We start from the raw sequence: 12955 nt of genomic DNA on the forward strand, positions 1-12955 counted from the left end.
GGCTGCGGCGCTCGTGCCGGACGGTTGGCTTCTTCACCTGGCGCTGTCTACGACGTACTCCAGGATCTGAGGTGATCTGCGATGTCGTAGGAGTCAAGGCGCAGCCGCCGGATCTCGTGGATCAGGTCCCGCCACGGCTCGAAAGAGGTGTCCACCCGGTGGCCGGAGGCCTCCAGGTAGGCGATGGCCAGCCCGTATCCGTACAGCTCGTTACGGGCGGGGAGAGGGCGCAGCAGGACACACTCCTCCAGGAAGACCGCGGCGCGCCAGAAGGGGTCGGGGTCGGCCTGGTCGAGGCGCGGCGTGTTCACACGGTGACGGGTGGCCATGCCGACGAGCACGGAGAGATCGTTGACCGTGAGGTCCTTGCGGAGGATCTCTTCCTGCCGCTCGAGAAGCCAACGGTGATCAATCAGCAGATCCACGGCTTCAGGCCGCCCGCGGAGTCTCGTGCTTGGTCGTGGGCGGAAGGCCGCCGAATTCGGCGTCGAACCGGTCCATGATCCCAGGGGCGCTGATGGCGCGGCGGAAGGCGGCGGTGGCGCTCTCCTGGAGCAACTCCTGCTCCTTCTCCGCGGCGACCTGCGCGAGGTAGTCCTTCATGGACAGACCGGCGCCGTCGGCCAAGGCCTTCAACCGGTCCCGTGTCGTGTCGTCGATCTTGACGGTGGTGTCTGCCATGCCCCAAGTATGCCGCGCGGTATACGCGGGAGGCTACCCAGTCGGGGAGATTCTCCCGCCGCTCCTGCCCGGCGCAATTCTCCGGTGGCTCTGGCGTCTACTCGCCGGCCCGCGCCACAAGAAGCGGTTGGAAGAAGCCTGTCTGCTCGGGCGTCCGCCACTCGACGTGGACGAACCCGGCCTCGGCGACGAGGGTGGACAGCCGGTCCTGGCCAAGTGCCCAGTAGGTGGTTCGTCGTACACGGACGTGCCACTCTCCGCCGGCCGGGAGGAGCTGGAAGTGTTCCAGGTCGTAGTGCTCCCCGTCGTCATGCCAGTGCCAGAGCTGGAAGGTGACGGTCCGGTCTTCGTGGCCGGCCTGGCCTGTGGTCCCGTGGACCTGCGGTGGCGTCGAAGCGGGGCGGTCGCGCAGCAGGTCGTCGTAGGGGCGCGTGCTGATCAGCAGGGTGCCTGCGGGACGCATCACGCGGCGCATCTCGGCAAGGGCGGCGTACACGTCCTGTTCCGTCAGCAGATGGGGCAGTGAGTTGTCGGCGCAGACCACGGTGTCGAATCGAGCATCGGCAAAGGAAAGGCGCCGCATGTCGGCGGCGACCGTGCGAAGGTCCAAGCCTCGCCCGGTGGCTTCTTGGGAAGCCCGGGCGGCAGCGCGGGGGCTGATGTCGCTGCCCGTCACGTGGTGCCCGCGCAGCGCCAGGCCGATGGCCTGTGTGCCGATACCGCAAGAGCAGTCGAGCACCTGCGCCCGATCCGGTCCGATCAGGGCATCCAGGGCTTCCCCCTGGCGTCGGATGCTCGCATCCCAGTCCGCGTAGATCAGGTGGTAGTCGTCGGCCAAACCGTCGTAGAAGCGGGTCACAGAATTTTCCGGCACGGCAGAAGACTAGATTCCATTCGAAGAACGGCCGAGGCCGTTGCCGCAGCCAGCCCCTGCCCGGCGAGAAGGCGTGCCGGCTCCCCCTGCTCGTGCTGCCGGCCACGGACAGTCCCCTGATCCTCATTCACCGAGTGCTGGTCAGGCGTCGTGTCACGGTCGTTCTCTTGTGGAGAGGTGGAAGAGTCGAGCCCGACGTACGGTCGGCCGGCCGATCCGCGCCCGGCGGTGGTCGGTCATCCTCGACGCCACGACCCGAACGGGAGCCCGCCGATGCGCCTCTACGCTCAGACACCAGCACGCCGGACCCGTCAGGTGCTCGCGGACCTGATCGCCGTACTTCTGATCGTCGCTGCGGTGTGGGGCGCCCTGACCGTCCGCGAAACGATCATGCTTCTGGCCGAGCCGGGGCGAAAGGTCGAAAGCTCGGGCGACAGCCTGGCCACGGAGCTCGGCAACGCCGGCGACGCGGCGTCGAACGTGCCGTTCGTCGGTGGCCTTTTGCAGAAGCCGCTGCAGTCCGCGGCCGACGCCAGTACCGGGTTTGCCGAAGCCGGAGAATCGCTCCAGCAAACGGTCAGCCGCGTGGCAACCTTCACCGCAACGGCTCTGATCGTCATTCCCGTGGCCTTCGTACTCCTGGTGTGGCTCCCGCCACGTCTGCTCTGGATCCGGCGCAGCGCGACCATTCGCCGCCTCCTCGATTCCCCTGGAGGCGCTGATCTGCTCGCCCTGCGTGCTCTCACCGGCCCACCGGGCGACCTCGTCGCACTCCCGGCCCCTCAGGGCGGCTTCGCCGACGCCTGGCGTCAGGGGGACCGGGACGTCATCGCCGGTCTCTGCGAGATCACACTCAGGCGGGCCGGCTTGCGGCCCTGACCGGCGGCGGCTTGTCTCTGACCGCCCCATCCAGGCCTCCTGCCATGCGGTCAGAGCCGGGCCGGGGCGATCCACAAGGATCGTGATTCCCGCCGACCTGCGCCCAGCAACCGTCCGAGGAACCGCTGTCCGCGCCGAGTCGTCACCACGCCCGGCCGATCGGGTGGAAGCCCGGCTCCGGCATCAGGTGCGCGATGGAGAAGGGTTCGAACTCCGGGTCCGTCAGGACGCGGTGGACGAACTCGGAGGTGGACATGCTCACCTCGTGCCAGGAGTACGGCTCGCCCTGGGTGACGATCGGCCAGGTCGACGGGTCCTCGTCCGCCGACGCCAGCCAGAAGTAGCTGCAGTCCATCTCCGCGAAGGCCCAAGGAATCAGGCCTCGTCGACCGGGCCGGTACACCTGGTAGGGCTTGAGGACGGGATCGGCCCCTTCCTCGGGACTCGTGTCGAGGTGCGAGTGCCAGATGTGAGTCAGGTCGAACTGGCGCGTGGCGTCGACGCTCAGGACCCTCATGAACTCCGAGAACTCCCCGATGCCGAATGTCTCGGCAAGCTTCTTGTAGTCCGTCGGCAGCGCGGTGCCGAGGTCGTCCTCCACGCTGTTCCAGGGGATTTCCAGCCGAAGCGGCTCCCAGTTCGTGGTCTCGGCGATGCGCTCGACCCACATTCCTTCCACACTCCGATCGAAGAATCTGAAGACACTGGTTCCGGGGGGCGTGCCGGATGGCCGGCACGCCCCCCCGCGTCGCATCGGCACGCACCCGTTCGGCTACCGGTCCCGTCAAGGAGTAGACGACCACGCATGGCAACCACGCGACCGACCGTACCGACAGCCCCGACCAGGTCGGCCCAGAGCGCATCCGAACTGCCCCGGGCCGACGAAGGACAGCCCAGAGCCCCCACCTTCTGCACGTCGGCGGAGGTGGGGGCTCGTGTCATGCGGAGCTGCTCACCGACCGCTCGCACCCCGGTTCAGCAGCGGTAGCGGCCCGACCTGCCCGGGCTCTCGCCGTCGCGGGTGGCCCATCTGATGTGGCGAGAGCTCGCTGAGGTCGCTCGGTTCCGCACTGCCCACGTCCCGCATGGGGACGAACCCGACGGCACACACCTGTGTCAGGAGCGCCTCCATCGTTTGCCGGTACGGGTCGCCGGCGACCGCTGCCAGTCAAGTCGTACGCCGGAAGCCCGGGCGATCGCACTGAGGTGCGCGCCTGTGTTGCCGACGTACCAGATCGACCGGTCTCCTCTCGGCCATGCATAAGCAGGGACGCCGGCGTCCAGGAGGTCCTCCAGGCGTGGCTCCTCGAGCGCGTGCGCCGAGAACTCGTACAGCGCCGGCAGACGTGGCGCAATCAGGCCGTAGTCCAGCATTCGGGCCAGGGCATGCTCGTCGAGGATCGTCTCTTCCGTCGGCAGGGTCAGTGGGTACTCGGACGGAAACGATCTGCCAAGGTCGAGGAAGAGCTTGACCGTCCGATGGCGCGGATCGACCAGCCGTGGCCCCAGCCTGGCCAGGCGCCCAAGAGCCAGTCGCGGCTTCACCAGCATCGCGTGCGTGAAGAGCACACGGAGCAGCGCCACGTTCATCATGAAGCGCTCCACCTGGAGTTCCGCATCAGCCAGGTCTACGTGCCTGAGGTACCCCGAGACGATGCTGGCGTTGTGGGCGCGGTACCAGTGAGCCGGCGACGGTGCCCGGACGAATTCCATCCAGTAATCGACGCTACGAGTGCTTGCGCTGGTGCCACACGTGGTCGACAGAATGCCGGCCTCTACCTTGTCTCTCAGGAGTCCCTCGTTGACGGATCGCCACCACGGGCTGCCTGGGCGGTCTGCGGATTCCGACGCCAGCACACCGCGGGCAGCGGTCCATCGAAGAAAGCTGAGCTCAGCGCGGCCATACCGGCGGACAGACTCGGAGGCGGTCGCATAGAACTCCTGCGCCAATGCGATGCGCCCGGTCGGGTCGTCCCGTACCCGTCCGACCCGTTGGTCTGCACGAGCGGCTGCATCAATCACAGCGGTCCAATCAGATCGAAGTCCGGGAGCCTCTCCGCGCCATGACGCGTCCTACTGCCGGTGAGGCCCGCATGGGTACAGGTGCGACCGTACTTTTAGGGCATCGGAAGGGGACACAGCGCGCGCCGGTGGGCGCGTCCTACCCACGTGGCGTGGCATGTCTTCCGTACCGACGTTCGCGACGGCGAGGACGTCCGGCCACGTATCGGATTGCGGGCTGGAGGCCCTCGGCCCCGGCGGGCGTCGCCGAGCACCGCCGACCTGCGAGGAGGCAATGCCCGAAATGACTTCATTTCTGCGGAGGGGTATGTTCGTGGCGTTCGGCGACGCAGGTCACTTCCCTTCTGTGTGAACCCTGCGAAAGACACCGCATCGCGCAACCGGGCGGAGGATCAGCCGTGGGAACGGTCACCACCAACGACGGCACCGGCATCTTCTTCAAGGACTGGGGCCCCCGGGACGCCCAGCCCATCGTGTTCCACCACGGTTGGCCCCTCAGCGGGGACGACTGGGACAACCAGATGCTGTTCTTTCTCGACCGGGGCTACCGCGTCATCGCTCACGACCGGCGAGGCCACGGGCGCTCTTCGCAGAGCGCGACCGGGCACGAGATGGACACGTACGCGGCCGACGTGGCCGTGCTGACCGACGCACTCAACCTGCGGGACGCCGTTCACATCGGCCACTCGACGGGCGGCGGCGAAGTGGCACGTTACGTCGCCCGCGCCGCTCCGGGGCGCGTCGCCAAGGCGATCCTCGTCGGCGCGGTGCCTCCGATCATGGTGAAGACGCCTTCCAACCCGGGGGGCCTGCCCATCGAGGTCTTCGACGGGTTCCGCGCCTCTCTCGTGGCCAATCGCGCGCAGTTCTACATCGATGTCCCCTCGGGGCCGTTCTTCGGCTTCAACCGGCCCGGCGCGGAGGTCTCGCAGGGGCTGATCGACAACTGGTGGCGGCAGGGCATGCAGGGGGCGGCCAACGCCCACTACCACTGCATCAAGGCGTTCTCCGAGACCGACTTCACCGAGGACCTGAAGCAGATCGACGTACCGGTCCTGGTCGCCCACGGTACCGACGACCAGATCGTGCCGTACGACGACTCGGCTCCCCTGGCGGCCGAGCTGCTGCGGCACGGACAGCTGAAGTCCTATGAAGGACTCCCCCACGGGATGCTGGCCACGCATCCGCACGTCCTCAACCCCGACCTCCTCGCGTTCGTGACGGGGTAGGCCAGGGGCTCCTCCGCCGTGGCCGCGCGCTCCGCCGTGAGAGCACGTCCGCCGCCGGTCGCCCCGCCTCGTCGAAGGCGTACGGCGAGGGGCGACGTCAGCCTTCTATCTCGTAGGTCTGCGGCGCTGCTCCCTGGCCGTGTGAGAACGGTCGGGGGGCCGTCAGGTGCTCGTACGTGCCGGTGATGCGGAGGACGCGTTCCAGCACCGGGCCGGGGTGGTCCAGGTACAGGTCCATGCCTCCCCGCTGCGTCCACCGGTGGATCTGCAGAAGAGCGGCCAGCCCCGTTGAGTCGACCATGTCCAGCCTTCGGCAGTCCAGCCGCAGGGTGCGGACGTCCTCGCGGGCCCACAGTTCCCCGCCCACCAGGGCGAGGACCTCCTCGCTGTTCTCGTAGCCCAGATCTCCGACCAGGGCCAGGCACAGTGTGTGCGGGGCGGTGGCCGGCTGGAGGACGACGGGCTCTGCGTCAGGGAAGGCGGTCAAGGGATTCTTCCTGGCGTGAAGGGGTCAGGATCAGGAACAGGATGCGAGGGCGGTGCGCCCGGCGTCGAGGAGGCGGCGCGACCGGGGGAAGTCCTTCAGGCGTTCCTCCAGCAGGTCCAGGCATGGTGGCAGGGTGTGAGCGGGGACTCCGCGAGCAGTGAGGATCTCCGCGGTCCAGGCCAGGAAGCCGGTGAAGCAGTCGGCGTCGTCCACGTACAGGGCGGCCGCCAGGAAATCGACGATGTGCGCGATGTCCTCGGCGGTGCGCTCGCGCTGGGCGTCGTCGTAGTCGCGCATCGCCGGGAAACGCTGCTGGAGGCCCTCCAGCGTCCCGCTCACCAGGCTCCGGGCGGACTGGGTCACCATGGTGTACTCCTGGTCGCCCAGGTGCGGAAGGTCGTCGATGGCCTGGTGGGGCGGCCGTGGCGGTGGCAGCGGAGCGGAGGCGAGCCGATCGGCGGCGGCGCGCGCCTCGGGCTCCCAGGCGTCCGCGCCCAGCAGGCGGGCGTAGCGCCCGTCGACACCGAACGCGAGGCCTCCGACCATCACGGGTACGCCGGCGGCCTGGCAGGCCGAGATCGCCGCGTGCGCGAGGGGCAGCCGCACGGACAGCGCGGCCGACAGGCACACCGCCGCGGGTCCGGTGCGGTGGACATGACTGATGAGATGCGCGGTAGGGACCTGGGCACCGAGGTAGTCCACCTGCCAGCCGCGTAGCCGCAGCGTCTCGGCGAGGAGGCGGGCCGGCAGGGCGTGCCATTCCTTGTCCACACAGGCGACCGTCAGCCGGCCGCGGGGAGGCCCACTGCCGTGGGTCGTCAGGACGGCGATGACGCGGTCGTTGATGGCGGTCGCGGCGTGCTCCTCGGCCACACTCATACGGTCGGCTGCCCACTCGATGCCGACCTTGTGCTGGACGGCTCCGACGACCTCCAGAAGGACCTTCTCCGGGTCAAGCCCGGCCGCGACCGCGCCGGTGACGACGGCAACGGCCGCGTACTCGTCGGCCGTTCGGACCGCCGACCACAGCTTGTCGGCCCACTGCTCGGACCGCTCGTCGCCGTGCGGAGACGCGAGGCGGGCGCCGATGCGGTGACGGCCGCGCGCGTCGTCGCGGCCCTGCGTGGGAATGATCGTCATGGGGTGAACCTGCCACTGGTCGTCCCGTCCACGGCGCTGAGGTGCGCGCCGCGGGGCGCGGTGATGGACACGACGGCGATGTCGTCGTGGACGCCGTCGCCGATCCACTCGGAGACGAGCATCTGCACGTGCTCGACGACTGCTTCGGCAGGCAGGCCCGCGCACCCGGCCAGGGCGCGCCGGAGCCGTGCCTCGCCGAACTGGGCGTCGCCCAGCGGGCCGCCCTTCGCCTCGGTGACGCCGTCGGTGTACAGCAGGCACGTCTCGCCCGGTGCGAGCCGTACCTCGGCGGTGCGCGAGATGATCTCCGGCAGGACGCCGATCAGGGTGCCACCGGTGTCGGGCACCTGGACGGTTCCGTCCCCCCGTACGACCAGGGGTGGGCAATGTCCGGCGGAGGTCAGCCGGAGCACGACGTCCTGCTGTTCCCGGCGGGCCGAGGCCAGTACCAGCGTCACGAAGCGGGTGTGGTGACTGTTGAGCAGGGCGTTGTTCATCAGCCGCAGCATGCGCGCGTGATCGGCGCCCAGCGGGAGCAGCGCCTGCAGGGTGTTGCGGATCTTTCCGGTGAGCACCGCGGCTTCGAGCCCCTTGCCCGCCACGTCGCCGAGGACGGCGAGGGTCTCGCGGCAGTCCTCGCTGGGAGGGTGCAGGTCGTAGAAGTCGCCGCCGATCCGTTCGCTGTCACCGCTGGCCCGGTACCCTCCGGCGAACTCCACGCCTTCCAACTGGCGCAAGGTGGGCGGGAGGAGTTCGCGCATGAGGGTGTCGGTGATCGTGTTCTGCTCGGCGTACAGCCGGGCCGCCGACATGGCCGCCCCGGCGCGGGCGGCGTAGAGGCCGGCGAGTTCCTCCTCCGACTCGGTGAAGGCGCTCTGCTGCTTCCGGCGCAGCAACACCAGGGCCCCCGCCGGGACTCCATGGCCGGGGAGCGGGGTGATCGCCACTGAGCCGACCTCGCCGAACCCCGGCGGGATCAGCCAGGCGGGTGCCGAGGCGGGGTCGATCCAGCGTGACGGCGCGGGTGGAAAGCCGCGCAACGCCTCCGACAGACCCGGCAGGGCATGCGCGGCGTTGGCGAGGGTCTGGTGGGACACACGCCCCTCGTGGTCGCAGACGACCACCGGCAGCTTCCGGGCCATGCTCGGGGCGATGACGAACGCGGCGTCGGCGAGATGCTCCGCGGCCAGGCGGGCGGTGACCTCCATGCAGCGCTTCAGGTTCAGCGACGCCAGGAGCCTGCTGGAGGCCTCGGTGAGGAAGCGGGTGCGCTCGCGCTCGGCTTCCAACTCCTTGAGGACCGAACGGTAGGCGGTCTGCTCCACCAGCCACCACGCCGTGTCACCGCTGGGCAGGGCGGTGGGGTGGGCCGAGAAGAAGCGGTCTCCGACCGTGCCGCTCACGTCGGTGACGCCGGGAACGCCGTGCGCGGCAGCGAGCCAGCCGGGGGGCGGCACGGAGCGCTTGGCGCGGACCTTCGGGAGGAGGGCGACAGCCGCGTCGTTGAGGTCCACGACGTGCCCGGCCTTGTCGATCACCATGACCGGGTAAGGAGCCTCGAGGCCGCTCACCGCACTGCTGGCGGCGCCCGCTCGGGGACGCTGGGCGAAACTGGTCATGGAACCCTGGGCCTTGCGGACGGGCCCTCACCTGCCTCTCACATCACGTTGTCGTGGAAACTCTTGCTGATCGGCAACCATCCCTCACCTGCCGTCCGAACCGCAACACGGCCTCCGCGGCCGGGCCTCCCGCTCGTACCGCGCCGCTGAGCTGTGAATTCCGCCGGTTTCTGTATCGGACACGTGCCCGGCGCGCGCCGTGAACAGCCTCGAACCTTCACGCCGCGGTCACATCACCTGAACCGCGCGTCCGCACATCGGGAGGAGCGGCGCGGTCGAGCGGGGGGCAGGGCGGGCAGAGCAGGCAGGGCGGGCAGGAGCCCGTCGTTCCCGGGGCGCGTCCCGGGCAGGGCGGGCAGGCGCGAATCATCCCTGGGGCGCGTCTCGGGCAGGCGGTACGGGCGGCGACCAGCGCCGTGTCCGCGTCCCGCGTTCCCGTGGAGACCCACAGGGTGTACGCGACTTCCTCCATGCGCCGCCGTACCTCGTGAATCCCGTCCTCGGTGTGCCGCACATCACGCTTCTCGGCCACGGAGTCTGCCCGCCGCACGGCGCGGGCGTACGGGATGCGACGCACCTGGCCCCGCGGCCAGCCCAAGCCCGTCCCACGGCGGTCGTGGGCCCCGCGTGTCCTCGGACTCGTGCAACCAGGCGGATCCCGCACCCGCTGCCCGAGGCCGCCGGCCGACGGGGGCTGCTCCGAGTGGCCCCCCGCGGGTCGCCGTCGCGGCGCCGGTGGTCTGGGATGAGTCAGCGAAGAATCTGTCAGCGTCACGACGGAGCGCTTCGAGCCACAGGAATCCCAGCCTCAAGGACGGTTCTTTGTGTACGAGAACGGCGACGGGCCCGACCGCGACCATCAGCGCCCCGACGGTGTCACCGACGCCACGGTGGAGGCGCTCGGATCCCTGTCGAAGGCCCTGGAGACGACCGAGCGAGCCCGCGGCCACCTCTACGCCTTCCACCAACTGACCGGACGCTCCGACCTGGAGCTGGACCGGGCGGTGACGCTGCTGCGCGAGTCGGGCCACGGCCGGTGGGCCGACCGCGTGGAGCGGGAGATCCTGGGCCGGAACGTCATCCCCGGACACTGGACCTTTCAGATCGTCGAGGAGTACAACCGCACCTACTACGAGCCGTTCAGAGAGGTGGAGCGTCAGGCGCTCGCCGACCTGGTCGACGGCAGGGACCATCTGTACGAGGCGGAGATGAAGGAGGCTCGCCGCACCGCCGGACACCCGGACCACACGGCGCGCGGCGACAGCCCCGGCCCAGAAGAGTGACGAGTGCGAACGCGTGACCCGGACCAGCCGGAGCTGCCCCGGCAGCCACGCGAACGACCGCCGCCCGAGACGCCGAGGTGAGACTCCCGGACCGGCCTGCTCCTCGCGAAGGCCGCCCACGTTGAGGGGGCACCGGCCGACGGCCCCGGCATGTCGCGGCACGATGCGGGTCCGGCTCGCGGGCTCTCCCAGGTACTCACGGATCGCCCGCGCGGCTCGCGCGGCCAGGAGGGCGTCCGGCCTGGAGCATCAGGCCGGGCGCCCTTTCCTCCAGGCGTTCGCTTCAGGACGTGGAGGTGCCGCTCGCAGCGGGTGTACCGGCCAGGATCGTCTCCTCCACCGCTTCGTACCGCATGCGCTGGTCCGCCGGGTCGCGTTCGAAGAGCACCGTGCCGAGCCAGCCCGCGAGGAAGCCGAGCGGGGCCGAGAGGATGCCCGAGGTGGTGAACGGGAACCAGTTGAAGTCCTCATCCGGGAAGATCGCCTGGGGCGATCCGGACACCAGGTTGCTGCCGGTCATGAGGATGAACGCGGAGGCGCTGCCCACGATGAGGGTGCAGAGCAGACCCGTACGGGAGTAGCGGCGCCAGAAGAGGCTGTAGATGAGGGCCGGTGCGACCGCGGACGCGCCGATGCAGAACGACAGGGTGAGCAGTGCCTGAAGGTTCAGATGCCGTGCACCGGCGGCGATCGCGATCGCCACGAGCCCGACGCCCGCCGCGGCGGTCCGGGCCATGGCCATCTCTGCGGAGGGCCTCAGTCGCGCCTTGCGGCGCAGCCCGTGCGTGATGAGGTCGTGGGCCAGGGTGTTGGCGCAGGCGAGGGTGATCCCGGCGACCGAGGCCAGCAGGGTGAGGAAGATGGCTGTCGCGACGGCCGTGAACAGCAGCGTCTCGACGGTCGTCTGGTCCGTGCCCATGACGGCCTGGCTGACCATGAGGAACGCCGTCTTGCCCTGCGGGTCGCCGGCGACGATCCCCTGGTGGCCGACGATCGCCGCCGCGCCGAAGCCGATGACGGCGATCAGCAGACAGGTCACGACGACGGTCGACACGGCCCAGGACATCGAGCGCCGCACAGCCGCCGCGCTGCGCGCGGTGAACATGCGCATGGTGATCTGCGGCAGCACCGCGGCGCCGAGCACGACCGTCAACTGAGTGCTGATCATGTCGAGTTCGTTGCCGCCGAACTGCAGACCGGAGGCGAGATAGGCGTCTCCCGCCCCGCTGCCGAGCTTGGCGGCGTCCAGCAGGGAGGACAGGCTGAAGTCGTAGCGGTTGAGGATGAGCGCGGCGATCGCGAGGGACGCGCCGAGCAGGACGACGGTCTTGACGATCTGGATGAAGGCGGTGCCCTTCATCCCGCCGATCGCCGCGTACGCGATCATCAGCAGGCCCAGGAACACGATCGCCCCGGTCTTGAAGCCGTCGGAGTCGAAGCCGAGGACGACGGAGAGGAGATCGCCGGCGCCCGCGAGCTGGAAGACCACCAGCGGCAGTAGTGCGGTCAGGGTGACCGCGGCCGTGGTGATCCGCACGGCGGGGCCGGGGAGACGCCGGGTGAGGACGTCGCCGATCGTGAACCGCCCGGCGTTACGCAGCGGTTCGGCGAGCAGGAACATCATCAGGACCAGCGAGAGCACGGTGCTCAGGGCGAGCGTGACGCCGTCGTAGCCGACGAGGGCGATGATGCCGATGGTGCCGAGAACGGTGCCGGCGGAGATGTAGTCCCCGGCGATCGCGAGGCCGCTCTGGACGGGAGACAGCGAGCGGTAGCCGGTGTAGAACTCGCCGAGGTCGTCACGATCGGGTCCGGTCATCACGCACAGCAGCAGCGTGACGGTGATGACCGCGATGAACGCCATCAGCGACATGGTCTGGGCCTCGGAGCTGAAGCTGGTCATGCGCGCGCACCTCCGGTGTGCCGCTGCCACTCGGGACGTCCGGGGCGGCTCTGGCGTTCCGGTCGGGGCTCGGCTGCCGCGGCCGCCTGCTCGGCGCGTTCGCGGATCGCCGCGGCGAGCGGGTCGACGCGCCTGCGCGCGATCCGCTCGTACAGCGCGATCGCGGCCAGCGCCACGGGCAGCTGGAGGAGCCCCAGGACCAGACCGGTGGTGAGACCACCGGTGATGGTGCCGGTCATCATCGAGGGGGCGTAGCCGGACAGGAAAAGGAAGATGACGAAGTAGCCGAGCGCGGTGAAGGTGGCGACGCGGCGGAGCCTGCGGTAAGCCGATCCGAGCCGGCGCACATCAGCGCGATCGTCGGTGGCGACGGGCGGTTGCGGCTGCGGGGACGCGTCCCAGGGCTGCTGGCTGGAGTCCCGGCCCTGCGGCGAGGAGTCCCACGCTCGCGGGGACGAGTCCCAGGCCGCCTGTGGATCGGTGTCCCAGGACGACGATCCACCCTCCCAGGACTGCGAAGCCGCCTCTTGGCGGTGCCGCCCGGCATTCCGGTGCTGCGGTGGGGGCGGTGGGCCGGGGAAGGACTGGTGGTACGACATCGATCTTGCTCCTTGCCGCCCCGGGGGACGGGCGGGTGGCGCCGGTGGTCCGCGTACGTTACTCATGGGTATAGCCCTTGCGTAAGAGGTTTCCGACCGCTCGGTATGTCGGTTCGGTGACGATCCTGTGTGTGCGGCGAAGGAACCCGCGGTAACCCCGTCGTGGATCTTCCCGCAGGTCACGGGTGGGTCTCGGGCCACCCCCGGGGGCCGGGCAGTCCGCTCTGCACGACTCTGCA

The 12955-nt window shown here is 69.7% G+C and carries 13 protein-coding genes and 1 pseudogene; 3 read left to right on the forward strand and 11 right to left on the reverse strand.

Annotated features, from left to right (window positions below):
* Positions 1-47: 47 nt before the first annotated feature.
* The 3 genes from ACF1G2_RS32930 to ACF1G2_RS32940 form a co-directional block, all read right to left on the reverse strand.
* Positions 48-425 carry a toxin Doc gene (locus ACF1G2_RS32930; protein ID WP_391801820.1) on the reverse strand — a complete coding sequence of 126 codons (378 nt, stop codon included), beginning with the start codon at positions 423-425 and terminating at the stop codon, positions 48-50.
* Positions 426-429: 4 nt separating this feature from the next.
* The gene (locus tag ACF1G2_RS32935; protein ID WP_391801821.1) at positions 430-681 is read right to left on the reverse strand and encodes an antitoxin MazE7; all 252 of its coding nucleotides are present in this window, start codon (positions 679-681) and stop codon (positions 430-432) included.
* A gap of 97 nt (positions 682-778) precedes the next feature.
* The gene (locus ACF1G2_RS32940; protein WP_391801822.1) at positions 779-1555 is read right to left on the reverse strand and encodes a class I SAM-dependent methyltransferase; all 777 of its coding nucleotides are present in this window, start codon (positions 1553-1555) and stop codon (positions 779-781) included.
* Positions 1556-1828: 273 nt separating this feature from the next.
* Between ACF1G2_RS32940 and ACF1G2_RS32945 the strand changes: the two genes are divergently transcribed.
* The gene (locus ACF1G2_RS32945; RefSeq protein WP_391801823.1) at positions 1829-2434 is read left to right on the forward strand and encodes a hypothetical protein; all 606 of its coding nucleotides are present in this window, start codon (positions 1829-1831) and stop codon (positions 2432-2434) included.
* A gap of 142 nt (positions 2435-2576) precedes the next feature.
* Here ACF1G2_RS32945 and ACF1G2_RS32950 read toward each other — a convergent pair whose 3' ends face one another.
* Both ACF1G2_RS32950 and ACF1G2_RS32955 read right to left on the reverse strand, forming a co-directional pair.
* On the reverse strand, positions 2577-3113 hold the full coding sequence (locus tag ACF1G2_RS32950) for a hypothetical protein (protein WP_391801824.1): 537 nt from the start codon (positions 3111-3113) through the stop codon (positions 2577-2579).
* A gap of 437 nt (positions 3114-3550) precedes the next feature.
* Entirely contained in the window at positions 3551-4147 is a 597-nt protein-coding gene (locus tag ACF1G2_RS32955) for a hypothetical protein (protein ID WP_391801825.1), read from the reverse strand.
* Positions 4148-4854: 707 nt separating this feature from the next.
* On the opposite strand from ACF1G2_RS32955, the gene ACF1G2_RS32960 reads away from it, so the two are divergent.
* Positions 4855-5685: an alpha/beta fold hydrolase gene (locus tag ACF1G2_RS32960; RefSeq protein ID WP_391801826.1), complete on the forward strand. Its 831-nt coding sequence runs from the start codon at positions 4855-4857 to the stop codon at positions 5683-5685.
* 97 nt (positions 5686-5782) lie between these two features.
* On the opposite strand, the gene ACF1G2_RS32965 is transcribed toward ACF1G2_RS32960, so the two are convergent.
* The 4 genes and pseudogenes from ACF1G2_RS32965 to ACF1G2_RS32980 all read right to left on the reverse strand — a co-directional run.
* Positions 5783-6172 carry an STAS domain-containing protein gene (locus ACF1G2_RS32965; RefSeq protein ID WP_391801827.1) on the reverse strand — a complete coding sequence of 130 codons (390 nt, stop codon included), beginning with the start codon at positions 6170-6172 and terminating at the stop codon, positions 5783-5785.
* A gap of 30 nt (positions 6173-6202) precedes the next feature.
* The gene (locus ACF1G2_RS32970) at positions 6203-7312 is read right to left on the reverse strand and encodes a B12-binding domain-containing protein (RefSeq protein WP_391801828.1); all 1110 of its coding nucleotides are present in this window, start codon (positions 7310-7312) and stop codon (positions 6203-6205) included.
* On the reverse strand, positions 7309-8931 hold the full coding sequence (locus ACF1G2_RS32975; protein WP_391801829.1) for a PP2C family protein-serine/threonine phosphatase: 1623 nt from the start codon (positions 8929-8931) through the stop codon (positions 7309-7311). The genes ACF1G2_RS32970 and ACF1G2_RS32975 overlap by 4 nt, the downstream gene beginning before the upstream one ends.
* Positions 8932-9281: 350 nt before the next feature.
* Positions 9282-9481: pseudogene (locus ACF1G2_RS32980) on the reverse strand (DUF5133 domain-containing protein); the annotation flags it as partial.
* 274 nt (positions 9482-9755) lie between these two features.
* On the opposite strand from ACF1G2_RS32980, the gene ACF1G2_RS32985 reads away from it, so the two are divergent.
* Positions 9756-10214 carry a hypothetical protein gene (locus ACF1G2_RS32985; RefSeq protein WP_391801830.1) on the forward strand — a complete coding sequence of 153 codons (459 nt, stop codon included), beginning with the start codon at positions 9756-9758 and terminating at the stop codon, positions 10212-10214.
* A 283-nt stretch (positions 10215-10497) separates the two neighbouring features.
* Here the strand turns inward: ACF1G2_RS32985 and ACF1G2_RS32990 are convergent, their stop codons facing one another.
* Together ACF1G2_RS32990 and ACF1G2_RS32995 are read right to left on the reverse strand one after the other, a co-directional pair.
* A complete protein-coding gene (locus ACF1G2_RS32990) occupies positions 10498-12117 on the reverse strand; it encodes a cation acetate symporter (RefSeq protein ID WP_391801831.1) in 1620 nt (539 codons plus the stop codon).
* The gene (locus ACF1G2_RS32995) at positions 12114-12716 is read right to left on the reverse strand and encodes a DUF485 domain-containing protein (protein WP_391801832.1); all 603 of its coding nucleotides are present in this window, start codon (positions 12714-12716) and stop codon (positions 12114-12116) included. The genes ACF1G2_RS32990 and ACF1G2_RS32995 overlap by 4 nt, the downstream gene beginning before the upstream one ends.
* Positions 12717-12955 lie beyond the last annotated feature (239 nt).

The organism is Streptomyces sp. NPDC013457 (genome assembly GCF_043089925.1).
Taxonomy (GTDB): domain Bacteria; phylum Actinomycetota; class Actinomycetes; order Streptomycetales; family Streptomycetaceae; genus Streptomyces.

Excerpts from the sequence above, each read along its gene's own strand:
- ACF1G2_RS32935 (WP_391801821.1), bottom strand. The coding sequence starts at position 681 with ATGGCAGACACCACCGTCAAGATCGACGACACGACACGGGACCGGTTG.
- ACF1G2_RS32955 (WP_391801825.1), bottom strand. The coding sequence starts at position 4,147 with ATGGAATTCGTCCGGGCACCGTCGCCGGCTCACTGGTACCGCGCCCAC.
- ACF1G2_RS32975 (WP_391801829.1), bottom strand. The coding sequence starts at position 8,931 with ATGACCAGTTTCGCCCAGCGTCCCCGAGCGGGCGCCGCCAGCAGTGCG.
- ACF1G2_RS32970 (WP_391801828.1), bottom strand. The coding sequence starts at position 7,312 with ATGACGATCATTCCCACGCAGGGCCGCGACGACGCGCGCGGCCGTCAC.
- ACF1G2_RS32990 (WP_391801831.1), bottom strand. The coding sequence starts at position 12,117 with ATGACCAGCTTCAGCTCCGAGGCCCAGACCATGTCGCTGATGGCGTTC.
- ACF1G2_RS32995 (WP_391801832.1), bottom strand. The coding sequence starts at position 12,716 with ATGTCGTACCACCAGTCCTTCCCCGGCCCACCGCCCCCACCGCAGCAC.
- ACF1G2_RS32945 (WP_391801823.1), top strand. The coding sequence starts at position 1,829 with ATGCGCCTCTACGCTCAGACACCAGCACGCCGGACCCGTCAGGTGCTC.